The organism is Microcoleus sp. D2_18a_B4, assembly GCF_036702475.1.
Classification (GTDB): domain Bacteria; phylum Cyanobacteriota; class Cyanobacteriia; order Cyanobacteriales; family Microcoleaceae; genus Microcoleus.
The window spans coordinates 49703-62312 of sequence record NZ_JAUBTL010000008.1 but is presented as its reverse complement, the minus strand read 5'-3'; the positions used below and the strand labels follow the sequence as shown (position 1 = coordinate 62312).

Annotated in this window: 7 protein-coding genes; all 7 read left to right on the top strand. The window is 43.0% G+C overall.

Features of this window, described 5'->3' with window-relative positions:
* Nucleotides 1-186 precede the first annotated feature (186 nt).
* Nucleotides 187-4131 (top strand): PAS domain S-box protein, encoded by a 3945-nt coding sequence (locus QUB04_RS07130; RefSeq protein WP_333282720.1) that lies wholly within the window; start codon nucleotides 187-189, stop codon nucleotides 4129-4131.
* 7 nt (nucleotides 4132-4138) lie between these two features.
* Nucleotides 4139-5563, top strand: a complete 1425-nt coding sequence (locus QUB04_RS07125; protein ID WP_333282718.1) for a response regulator — start codon at nucleotides 4139-4141, stop codon at nucleotides 5561-5563.
* Nucleotides 5564-6019: 456 nt separating this feature from the next.
* Nucleotides 6020-6412 carry a response regulator gene (locus tag QUB04_RS07120; RefSeq protein ID WP_333282715.1) on the top strand — a complete coding sequence of 131 codons (393 nt, stop codon included), beginning with the start codon at nucleotides 6020-6022 and terminating at the stop codon, nucleotides 6410-6412.
* On the top strand, nucleotides 6409-8982 hold the full coding sequence (locus QUB04_RS07115; protein ID WP_333282712.1) for a response regulator: 2574 nt from the start codon (nucleotides 6409-6411) through the stop codon (nucleotides 8980-8982). Before QUB04_RS07120 ends, QUB04_RS07115 begins: the two co-directional genes overlap by 4 nt.
* A complete protein-coding gene (locus QUB04_RS07110) occupies nucleotides 8957-10615 on the top strand; it encodes an adenylate/guanylate cyclase domain-containing protein (RefSeq protein ID WP_333282709.1) in 1659 nt (552 codons plus the stop codon). Before QUB04_RS07115 ends, QUB04_RS07110 begins: the two co-directional genes overlap by 26 nt.
* A gap of 68 nt (nucleotides 10616-10683) precedes the next feature.
* Nucleotides 10684-11199 (top strand): DUF1499 domain-containing protein, encoded by a 516-nt coding sequence (locus tag QUB04_RS07105; RefSeq protein ID WP_333282706.1) that lies wholly within the window; start codon nucleotides 10684-10686, stop codon nucleotides 11197-11199.
* 396 nt (nucleotides 11200-11595) lie between these two features.
* A complete protein-coding gene (locus QUB04_RS07100) occupies nucleotides 11596-12456 on the top strand; it encodes a DUF2382 domain-containing protein (protein ID WP_333282703.1) in 861 nt (286 codons plus the stop codon).
* Nucleotides 12457-12610: the final 154 nt, after the last annotated feature.

Below are 12610 nucleotides of genomic sequence, written 5' to 3'. Positions count from 1 at the left end.
AGAAGCACCTCATGTTACTGAGAAAGGCTATATTTTGATTTAAATTGATCGACGGTACTGTTGTCAGTAAACTACAGCAAAAGGAGAAAAGGAAGAGCAAAGGGAAAATGGTTTCCAATCCGAACTCCCAACCATTACCAATGCCCAAGTCCTCATTTCCCATTCCCAATTCCTCTTAAGATGAATATGTTTCCTAAATTCCTCAATCGTTTGGCTACAAAAATTATCGGCAAAGTTCCATTACAAACGGTGCTCGTGGTTCCTTTTATAGTGCTAATTGTCGGCACGGTAGGAGTTGTAGGTTGGCTATCTTTCCAAAACGGTCAGCGGGCAGTCAACGATGTTGCCGCTCAGTTGCGGGGAGAAATTAGCGATCGCATCAAAGACCGCATGGAACATTATATGTCAATTCCCCACATTGTCAATCACCTGAACGTTCAAGGCATAAAAATGGGGCAGTTGAACCTAAAAGAAAAGCAAAAACTCGAACATCATTTTCTAGAACAAATTCAATATTTTGATTCTATCAGCATCATTTACACAGGCCAAGAAAATGGAGAACACTCTGGAGCAATCCGCACTAACGATGGGATTTTGATATCGGCGGCTGACAAATCTACTGGCAATAAATTAGCTCGATATACTGCGGACTCTCAGGGAAACCGCGTTCAATTAGTGCAAATTTCACCCAATATTTACGACCCGCGAACTCGCCCTTGGTACATAGCTGCGGCTGCGGCCAAAAAACCTATTTGGACTCCAATTTATACAGATTTTTTGACTGGTGAGCTGGCAATTACTGCTGCTTTGCCTATCTACGACGCTGCTGGCAAATTGTTAGGAGTAGCTGGCAGCGATGTGCTGTTTTCCCGCATCAAAGAATTTCTCGTTAGCCTCAAAATTGGCAAATCAGGACAAACTTTTGTGATGGAGCGATCGGGGATGTTAATTGCTACTTCAACGGCGAGTCAAGAATTCGTGGTGGAAGGTAAAGAAACAAGACGCATTAAAGCTTCAGAAAGCGAGAATCCGCTAATTCGCCAAACTGCACAGCATCTTGATAAATCCTACGATAGCTTAGCTAAAATTAATAATTCTCAACAACTTAGTATTGATGTTGATGGCAAGCGAAATTTTATTCAGGTAGCTCCTTTTAAAGACGATCGAGGGTTGGATTGGCTGATTGTAGTAGTTGTGCCAGAATCGGACTTTATGGAACAAATTAACGCCAATACGCGCACGACTTTTTTACTGTCGGTTGCAGCATTGGTGGGGGCGACAATTCTGGGGATTCTTACTGCTAAATGGGTGGTTCAACCGATTTTAAAATTGAATGCGGCGGCGAAAGCTTTGGCGCGGAATGAATGGGATACAAAGCTCACTCTGAATCGCAAAGATGAACTCGGAGAACTTGCCACTGCTTTTAACAGCATGGCCGAGCAATTGCAGCATTCATTTACTTCTCTGTCGGAAAGCGAAAACCGAGTCCAACAATTTTTCAATGCAGTACCACTAGGCATTTTTATTGTAGAGCCCAACGGTCAACCTCACTACATTAATCCTGCTGGAGAGCAACTTTTATCTCAAGGAATTGTACCCGCAGATTCCGAAAGTTTACGTCAATCCTACCGAGTTTATTTAGCTGGCACTCAGGAAATTTACCCGGCGGAACGCGATCCAATTTTAAATGCTTTGCAGGGTAAAAGTGTAACTGTTGATGACATTGAAATCTGCTCGACTGACAAAACTGTTCCCCTGCAAGTTTGGGGAACTCCTATTTATGACGCTCAAGGAAATATTATCTACGGGATGTGCGCTTTTCAAGATATTACAGAACGCAAATTAGCGGAGAAATTATTAAAGGAATACAACGACAATTTAGCAGTGCAAGTTGCAGAACGTACCGCCGAGCTTGCCAAGGCTAAAGAAAAGTTTTCTAAAGCTTTTCGTTTAAGTCCTAATGCGATTACCCTGACTAGAATTAGCGATGGTCGCCACATAGAAGCCAATGAGAGCTTTTGTCGGATGATGGGGTACAGTCACGAAGAAATTATTGGAAAAACAGCGGTTGAACTCAATTTCTGGGCGAGTTTGGGAGAGCGCGATCGCATGATTCAAATGTTAAAAAATAAGACGGCAATTCACAATTATGAGCTGAGGTTTCGCAATAAAAATGGTACAGAAAGAACGGCACTACTGTCGATAGAAACCATCGATATTGACGGAGAAGCTTGTTTCTTGTCGATTTCTAGCGATATTACCGAGCGCCAAAAAGCAGAAACTGCCCTCCGGGAAGCAGAAGAAAAGTACCGCAACATTTACGAAAATGCTTTGAATGGAATTTTTCAAACTGCTATTGACGGGAAATATATCAGCGCTAACCCCGCTTTAGCTAGCATCTACGGTTACGACTCGCCTGCAGAATTAATAGCAGCACAGCCGAATTTCCATAACCAGCTTTACGTGAAACCCAACCGCCGCGAAGAATTTGCAGCGCTGATGAACGAGTACGGGATACTATCAAACTTTGAATCGGAAATTTACCGCAAAGATGGCAGCATAATCTGGATTTCGGAAAATTGTCGCACTGCCTGCGATGAAGCAGGAAATCTACTTTACTACGAAGGTTTTATTAAAGACATTACTGATAACAAACAAGCGGAAATCAAACTGCAGCAGGCGAAAGAAGCGGCCGAAGCAGCAAACAAAGCGAAGAGTACGTTTCTCGCCAATATGAGCCACGAATTGCGATCGCCCCTGAACGCGGTCATCGGCTTTGCTCAAGTCATGATCCGCAGTAAAACTCTGTCTCCTGAAAATCAAGAAGATGTTGCAATAATCCTGCGGAGTGGAGAACATTTACTGGCTTTAATCAACCAAGTTTTAGACTTGTCAAAAATCGAAGCGGGACGCACGACTATTAATGAAAAAAGCTTCAATTTGTACCAGCTAATCGACGATTTAGAAGATATGTTTGCTCTCAAAGCTGAGCAAAAAGGTTTGCAATTAATCTTCGAGAGAGACGCCGAAGTTCCCCATTACATTTGTACTGATGAAGTTAAATTACGCCAAGTTTTAATTAATTTGCTCAATAATGCAATTAAATTTACTTCAGAAGGGGGAGTGTCGATGCAAGTCAAAGGAGGAAAACGGAATATACATAAAAACAGCACTGACCAATTGCCGGGCCGCTACTGGCTGCATTTTGAAGTTCAAGATACTGGTGCAGGCATTGCTGCTGAGGAAGTCCATCAGTTGTTTGAAGCATTCGTGCAGACTAAAACAGGTAAAGATTCTCAGGAAGGAACTGGTTTAGGTTTAGCTATTAGCCGCCAGTTCGTACAATTAATGGGAGGTGAAATTACTGTTAGCAGCGAGCTCGGAAAGGGTGCAGTATTTCAGTTTGACATCCAAGTTCATCTGGTTGAAGCTAGTGATATTGAAAGCAAAAAAACTCAACGTCGAGTTGTTGCCCTCGAACCGAATCAGCCGAGTTATCGCTTGCTAATTGTGGACGACAAACCTTTGAACCGCCAACTGTTAGTAAAACTTCTCAGTCCCCTCGGATTTGAGTTGAGAGAAGCGAATAACGGTAAAGAAGCGGTTGATATTTTTAGGGAGTGGGAACCGCATCTGATTTGGATGGACATGAGAATGCCTGTGATGGACGGCTATGAGGCAACGAAACAGATTAAAACTACAACTGGCGGGCAAGCAACGGCGATTGTGGCCCTAACTGCTAGCGTTTTGGAGGAAGAACGGGCGGTGATTCTTTCGGCGGGTTGCGATGATTTTATGCGGAAACCGTTCCGAGAGGAGGATATCTTTGTGGCAATGGGAAAACATTTAGGAGTACGCTATATTTATGAAGATCCAACCGCAGTAAGTGCAGCAGGTGTAGATGAGTCAAGTCTGGATGTGCTGACACCGGAGGCTTTCGCTTCTCTTTCTCCAGACTGGAGAGCCCAATTGAAGCAAAGTATTTTGAGTGTGGAGATGGAGGCGATCGCAACTTCGATCGCACAAATCGGCACTGTCAATCCTTCTCTTGCGGGCAAGCTTCAAGATTGCATTAATAATTTTGAATATGACAGAATTTTGGACATAATCGAACTCAGCGAGAAACAGTAAACACCCGATGACTTCAACTTTACCTAAAACCAATCGAGCTAATATTTTAGTAGTGGACGATACGCCAGAAAACCTGCGGCTGCTGGCAGGAATTTTGAGCGAAAAAGGCTATCAAGTTCGCCCCGTACCCAATGGCAAGCTAGCATTGTCTGCAGCTCAAAAAATACCCCCGGATCTAGTGCTGCTGGATATTATGATGCCGGAAATGGACGGCTATCAAGTTTGTCAGCAACTCAAAGATTCTGAAATTACCAAAGACATTCCTGTAATTTTTATTAGTGCGATCAATGACGTGCTGGATAAAGTTAAAGCTTTTGCAGTTGGCGGAGTTGACTTTATTACTAAACCGTTTCAGGTTGAAGAAGTTTTAGCCCGGATAGAAACTCATTTAAAAATTTGTTCACTCCAACACACTTTGCAAGAAAAAAATCAAGATTTAGCAACGGCCCTGCACCAACTGCAAACCACCCAAGAGCATTTGATTCAATCGGAAAAAATGGCAGCCCTGGGACAACTGATTGCCGGCATTGCCCACGAAATCAATACCCCCCTAGGCATTATAGGTTCCTCTATTAATAATATAGCTAATTTTTCTGACGAGTTTCTAGAAAAATTTCCTGAAATTTATCAACAACTTTCTGACGAAAGCAAAGCTTATTTTTTAGCTTTACTGTACAGAGCCACCCATCAAACAATTTTATTTACAAGTAGAGAAAAACGTAAATTTAAGCAGCAGTTGACGGGAGATTTGATGGCAGCATCTGTTGAAAACTCCGAGGAAATTGCGGATACTTTAGTTGACATGGAAATCTACGAAAAAATAGAAGAGTTCTTGCCGCTTTTTAAATCGCCGGATTGGGAAGTTGTTTTAAATACTGCTTACCAGTTTGCGAGCTTTAAAAAAAGTATTAGCCTGATCCAAAGAGCGACAGCGAAGTCGGGAAAAGTAGTATTTGCCTTAAAAACCTACGCTCATTTTGATAGCAAACCAGAAAAAGTCCCGGCGAACTTGCACGAGGGCATTGAAACAGTGTTAACCCTTTATCAAAATCAACTGAAACACGGTATAGAAGTAGTGAAAAATTATGGAGATTTACCCGAAATTATGTGCTATCCCGATGACTTAAATCAAGTTTGGACGAATCTCGTTCATAATGCCCTGCAAGCAATGGATTATAAAGGTATTTTGACGATTGAAACTCGGCAGCAAGAGACCAATATTTTCCTCAAATTTACTGATAACGGCAAAGGTATCCCCTCAGAAGTTATTCCCAAAATTTTTCAGCCCTTTTTTACGACTAAATCTGCGGGCGAAGGTAGCGGTTTGGGATTGGATATTGTGAGAAAAATTGTGGAAAAACACCAAGGCACAATTGCTGTAGATTCTGTACCGGGGCAGACAACTTTTACAGTCTCGCTGCCAATTTATTAAACAAAACTTACCTGTAGGGGCTGATTTTCGGTGACACTCGTCACTGTCTCGCTGACAAATACAAAATTTATTCCAAGAAACCGGGTTTATCTTCTCAAGTCCTATTAAAATAAGATAGGGGACAAATATCCTGCATCGTTGCCCGAAATCAATGGGAGCATCTCAATGAAAGCAGCAAAGCTCCAAATTGGAATTAGGAGTCAGGAGTCAGGAGCCAGGAGAAAAGAGTCAGAAGGAAGAAGAAAGAAGTGTTTTTGCAAATATGAGATGCTCCCAAATCAATAACGTAAAAGGAAGTCATATCAATTCCGGTAACACTCATAGATGATGGGGAGTAGGGAGTGGGGAGTGGGGAGTGGGGAATGTGGAATTATTGACCTTGACTTTATGATTCCCATCCAACCGGAAACGAGATCATGTCGGTAAACATACTAAAATTTAAGCAGAGAGGAAAAGATGAATAAGCCTGTAATTCTTTGCGTTGATGATGAACCCGATATCTTGAATACTCTCAAGATGCAGCTAAAAAATGAATTTAAAAATGATTACTTTTATGAATTAGCTGAAAGTGGTGAGGAAGCTTTAGATATACTTGAGGATTTTCACGAAAAAGCTGAGGTGCTTGTGGTTGTTTCTGATTGGCAGATGCCGGGAATTAAAGGTGACGAATTTTTAATTAAACTTCACCAAAAATATCCTAAAATTATTAAGGTGATGTTGACGGGCCAAGCGGATGCAGCGGCAGTTCAGCGGGCAGTAGAAGAAGCAGATTTATACTGTTGTTTGTACAAACCCTGGGAAAGCAAAGAGTTAATAGAGACTATAAAATCGGGGCTGGCTAAGTTATGAAAAAACCTGTGATTGTTTGTATTGATGATGAACCTGACGTTTTGAACAGTTTAAAGATTGAACTGAAAAAGGCGATCGGCGATCGGTGTATAATTGAAACCGCTGAAGGGGGGGCTGATGCTTTAGATTTGCTGGCAGATTTGCAGGCAGATGAATACGAGGTTGCTTTGGTGCTTTCCGATTATATCATGCCGGATATTAAAGGGGATGAACTGCTCAGAAGAATTCACGAAAGCTCGCCGGAGACGCTGACCATTATGCTAACGGGGCAAGCAGATTTGGAAGCTCTGAGCAATGCTATCAAGTATGCTAAATTGTACCGTTATATTCCTAAACCTTGGAAAAATGAAGACTTAAAATTAACGGTAGTAGAAGCTGTTCACAGTTATTTGCAAGATCAAAAGTTAACAGATGAAATTCAGAAGCGCCAAGAAGTAAACGAGGAGTTAAAGCTAGTAAATGAGGCTTTGTCTGCGAGTGAAAGTCGCCTGAGTCAATTTTTAGAAGCTTTGCCAGTGGGGGTATCTGTTTATCATCCCGATGGCTCGATCGCCTATTTCAACCAGGCAGCGCGGGATTTGCTGGGTGCAGACACTATCCCGGAAAGCACTGCGGAACAATTAGCTGCGACTTATCAACTTTATGTTGCCAATACTGATGAGCTTTACCCGCCGCATAATCTGCCAATCTTGCGTGCACTGAAAGGAGAATTTGTCAAGGTTGACGATGTAGAAATCCGTCAAGATGGCAAAAGAATTGCGATCGAGATCAATACCACGCCGATTTTTGACGCTAGCGGAAATATTGTTTATGCGATCGCAGCTTTTCAAGATATTAGCGATCGCAAACAAGCCGAAAAAATACTAGCAGATTACCACCACACATTAGAAGCCCAAATTGACGAACGCACAGAACAACTGCAACAAGCCGCCTTAGCTGCTGAAGCAGCAAACAAAGCTAAAAGCACGTTTCTGGCCAATATGAGCCACGAGTTACGCACCCCTCTCAATTCGATACTCGGCTTTGCACAAATCATGGAACCCAGCCCGGATCTTAGTGTCGAAAACCGAGAAAATATGAGAATTATTCGGCGTAGTGGCGAACATTTGCTGACGTTGATCAATGAAGTCTTAGACTTGTCAAAAATCGAAGCGGGGCGGATGACGATCAACCCAAAAAATTTCGACCTCTACCGCCTGCTTGACGATTTGCAAGATATGTTTCAACTGCGGCTACACAATCAAGAATTGCAGTTGCTTTTCCAGCGCGATCCTGACGTTCCTCAGTACGTGCGAACCGATGATATTAAATTGCGACAAGTGCTGATTAATCTGCTGAGTAATGCGATTAAGTTTACCCAAAGAGGGGAAATCATCTTAAGAGTTATAAAGTTAGAACAATCGGGATTTCTGGATTTATTAGAGAGTCCCACAGCTTGCTTTGATACAACAAGAAGTATTCGGGATTTTTCGAGAAATAACAGTGATTTGGCCAAGGTTGAATGGAGCGATGAGGCTGAGGATTCAACTCCGGTGCGGGATTTTTTCCTTCTATTTGAAATTGAAGATACAGGAGTTGGCATTGCTCCCGAAGAAATGGGCAATATTTTTAAGGCTTTTGTGCAAACAGCTTCCGGTCAAAAAATTCAGAAAGGCACGGGTTTAGGATTGAAGATCAGCCGTCAATTTGTCCGCCTGATGGGAGGAGAAATTCTCGTAGAAAGTCAACTGGAACTCGGCACCACTTTTAAATTTGAAATTCCCGTCGGTGCGGTTTATGCTGCTGATCTTCCCGATCGGCAACTTAACTGCGAAGTTACTGGGTTGGAACCCAATCAACCGTGCTACCGGATTTTAATTGTGGACGATCGCGAAGACAACCGCCAACTTTTAGTCAAAATGCTTTCTCCTTTAGGTTTCGGGGTGGAACAAGCCACCAACGGCCAGGAAGCAATAGAAATGTGGGAAAATTGGCATCCGCACTTAATTTTGATGGATGTGCGAATGCCAGTGATGGACGGCTACGAAGCTACTAAACAAATTAAGGCTAGAATCAAGCAGAGAGAGCAAGAGCAGCAAGGAAACGGGGAAATGAATATTTCCCATCCCGACTCCCCGATTCCGAAGATTATTGCTTTAACAGCTAGTACAATTGAAGGGAGGCAAGCGTTTGCTTTATTGGTGGGGTGCGACGATTTTATTAGCAAACCTTTCCGCAAAACAGATATATTTGATACCCTCACCAAACATTTGGGGGTGAAGTATCTCTACTCTAACTCAACCGACTCGATCTCAATAGGCGATCGAAATAATTTATCGCGATCGATCCCTAATGCTGCGCTTGCTTATTTACCTACACTTCCTGCTGAATGGATAGACAACATGAAGCAGGTAATCCTCAGTGCTGATTTTGACTTAATTGTCATGACAATCGACGAAATAAGGGAGCCTCATCCTGAATTTGCGGACATCCTCCAGGGTCATCTCGATAATTTTGATTACCAGAAAATTCTCAATTTAATGGCCGAGGCGGAGGCATCAGATAATGCAGATGAAGGCGGAACAAACTGAAAACTATCAAGCAAATATTTTAGTAGTTGACGATACGCCAGATAATCTGCGTTTGTTGATTAGAATTTTGCAAAAAAATGGCTATAAAGTTCGACCGGTTACTAATGGTTTTTCTGCCTTAGATGCTATTCAATCTAGCGCGCCAGATTTGATTTTACTCGATATTATGATGCCGGATATTGACGGGTACGAACTCTGTCAAAAACTGAAATCCCAACCGCAATTTAGGGAAATTCCCATCATTTTTCTCAGCGCGCTAGAAGAAGGAATAAATAAAGCAAAAGCTTTTGAAGTCGGCGGAGCCGATTATATCACAAAACCTTTTCAGGTGAAAGAAGTATTGGCGCGAGTGAGCAATCAACTTACTGTGCGTTCATTGCAACTGCAATTGCAAGAAAAAAATCAAAAATTGACCGCTCAAAATAGCCAGTTGCACCAGGAAATTGCTGAACGCCACCAGGTAGAAATGGAAACAAGATTGCTGCTGCAGGCTACTCAAGCTATTAGCAAATCTGAGGATTTTGACTCGGCTATAGATGTGATTTTAAGTTTAATTTGCAAAACTATTGAATGGAACCTAGGCGAAGCTTGGATTCCTTGCAGCGAGGGCTTTTTAAAATGCGCTACAGGCAGGTACGTCAGCGACGTGAGTTTTGCCCAATTCCGACAAACAAGTTGGCAGTTAACTTTTGCTCCCGGTGTGGGACTCCCTGGGAGGATTTGGCAGTCGCAGCAGTCTGAATGGATCGAGGATGTTTCTACTGCACCGGATCAAGTTTTTTTGCGCTCGGAAATTGCGGTGAATGTGGGATTGAAAGCGGCTTTTGGCTTGCCAATTTTGGCGGACAACCAAGTGTTAGCTATTTTGATTTTTTATCGCGAAAAAGTTCTGAAATGTCAGCCCCGCTTGTTGGAATTAGTGAGCGCGGTTGCTACGCAGCTCGGTTCGCTTATTCAGCGCAAACAAGCTGAGGCAGCCCTGAAATTGCAGCAAGAGCAAACAGAGAAATTGCTGCTGAATATTTTACCGAAACCTATTGCGGATCGCTTGCAAAAAGAGCAAAAGTTGATAGCGGATCATTTTGATGAGGTGAGCGTCTTGTTTGCTGATTTGGTGGGTTTTACAGAGTTTTCGGCTCGCAAAAGTCCGACGCAGTTGGTAGAGATTTTGAACGGGATTTTCTCGGAGTTCGATAGGTTGTCTGAATTGCACGGGTTGGAAAAGATTAAGACGATTGGGGATGCTTACATGGTGGTTGGGGGTTTGCCGACGCCGCGGGAAGATCACTCCTCGGCGATCGCACTTTTAGCTTTGGAGATGCAGGCAGCTTTGAGGAGGTTTAATGCCAAAATGGGAGAAAATTTTCAATTGAGGCTCGGAATTCACAGCGGTTCGGTGGTGGCGGGAATTATTGGGATTAGTAAATTTAGCTATGATTTGTGGGGGGATACTGTTAATGTTGCTTCACGCATGGAGTCTAACGGATTGCCTGGTAAAATTCAAGTGACGGCGGCGACTTACGAGCGTTTGAAAGATCAGTTTGTTTTGGAAGAACGGGGTCATATCCCGATAAAAGGTAAAGGAAGAATGCTGACTTACTGGTTAATTGAAGAAAAAAGTAAATCTTTGTGATTTTTAGATGTCAATTTCAATTAATATTTAAATTAGATTTAATTTGCACTTTCAGGAGGGCTAATCCTTTGCAAACAGTTGAAACAAAATCGCCGACAGCATTGAAAAAAGTCCTGGTTATTTTAATATCACTGCTAGCAGTAGCGGTACTGTCGATCGCTACTTTTATCGCTATACCCGGAGAAAAAACCATGTTTGCTGGAAAAAGACCTGCCAATATCGGCATTGTGTCAGGAAAACTCGCAGCGTGCCCGAGTTCCCCCAACTGCGTCAGCAGCTTCAGTCAAGATGCCGAACACAAAATTGAGCCTTTGGCATACACTTCGTCCCAGAGTGAAGCGATGGCAAAGCTCAAAGGGGCGATCGACTCCTATGGAAAAACTAAAATTATCACGGCAACTGATAATTACCTCTATGCGGAGTTCACCAGTGCTTTGATGGGGTTTGTTGATGACGTTGAATTTTTGGTAGATGATGGAGCAAAAGTGATCCACGTGCGATCGGCTTCGCGTCTGGGAGAGTCAGATTTGGGAGTTAACCGCAAACGGATTGAAACTATCAGAACTCAATTCAATCAACTCTGAACTGAAAATTTCTAGCTTTCCGCAAGCCCCTCTCCTGCAAGATGAGGGGCTTTGATATTGGTGTATTACTATGTAATGTTAATTTTTTACCACCTACTTAACAATTATTAACAGTAGGCACACCGCAAAGGAAAAGGAGTATCCAGCAGGGGGAGTAGGACACAGCAATGCCGTGTCCCTACGGTTGGCTTTGAGTTTTAATACTTGTTATAAGATTGACGATTGTATAGTTTTACAATCTTTAAAATAGCTGAGCGCGCTAGCACAGAAGAAGAGATGCCGTAGTATTCCTATAGTATTAAACCACCTAAATTATACACTTCTGACTTTAGGGAGAGGGAAGTTAGCGAATTAATTTCTACTATTAATTTAAGTAGAGCAAAGAGGAAAAAACACATGGCCCTTCAAAAATTAGCAGAATTTTATCCGAATTATCAGGAAGAAATCTTTGCGGGAGACGACATCAAGGGATTTGATGTTTATGCTGGCGACTCTGATGAAAAAGTAGGCACCGTTTATGACGCTTTGGTTGATGACACTGGCCGTTTCCGCTATCTGGTAATTGACACCGGTATTTGGATTTTTGGCAAAAAAGTATTGTTGCCAATCGGTTCGGCTCGCTTCGACTACGGCGCCCGTCGCGTCCACGCCACAGGCCTTCGCAACAAAGCTCAAGCAGAACAATTGCCGGCTTACAATGATTTAGAATCAGTAGATTACGATCGCGAAGAACAGGTAAGAGGCGTCTACCGCAATCAAGGAACTGCCGCTGCCAGCACTGCAACTCCTGCTAGCTACGATCGCAGCAACTACAGCTACGATATCGATCGCCCCCTCTACGAAACCAACGAACAGCAGCACCAAAATCTCAAGCTTTATGAAGAACGCTTGATTGCCAACAAACACCGCGCCAAGACAGGCGAAGTAGCAGTTGGCAAGCGCGTGGAAACTGAAACAGCGCGAGCTTCAGTACCCATTGAAAAAGAACGAGTTGTAATCGATCGAGTAACCCCGGTAGAAGCGGGTCGAGTAGTTTCAGTCGGTGAGGCTGACTTCCAATCAGGGGAAGTTGCACGCATGGAAGTCTACGAAGAAACGGCCGACATTCACAAGGAAGCTTTCGTCCGCGAAGAAGTCAACGTCAGAAAAGAAGTGGTTCGCACCACCGTTGAGGGCGAAGAAACCTTGCGTCGTGAAGAATTAGACGTTAAGACTGAGGGAACTGCGGTTGTAGATAATAAAAATCCAAAGATCTAAACCAACCGCAACAAATATTGCAGAGGAATTGCGCCTTAATGACATAATTCTGTCACCGCGCAGGTTTGATTGAATTGGTGGCGATCGCGCAATTCCTATGTGAGGGGCGGGGGGGTACAAAACTTGTCTAGTTTTGGCAAGGTTTATGCACTTT

Coding starts and splice junctions, on each gene's coding strand:
- QUB04_RS07110 (WP_333282709.1), top strand. CDS start 8,957: ATGCAGATGAAGGCGGAACAAACTGAAAACTATCAAGCAAATATTTTA.
- QUB04_RS07125 (WP_333282718.1), top strand. CDS start 4,139: ATGACTTCAACTTTACCTAAAACCAATCGAGCTAATATTTTAGTAGTG.
- QUB04_RS07130 (WP_333282720.1), top strand. CDS start 187: ATGTTTCCTAAATTCCTCAATCGTTTGGCTACAAAAATTATCGGCAAA.
- QUB04_RS07115 (WP_333282712.1), top strand. CDS start 6,409: ATGAAAAAACCTGTGATTGTTTGTATTGATGATGAACCTGACGTTTTG.
- QUB04_RS07100 (WP_333282703.1), top strand. CDS start 11,596: ATGGCCCTTCAAAAATTAGCAGAATTTTATCCGAATTATCAGGAAGAA.
- QUB04_RS07120 (WP_333282715.1), top strand. CDS start 6,020: ATGAATAAGCCTGTAATTCTTTGCGTTGATGATGAACCCGATATCTTG.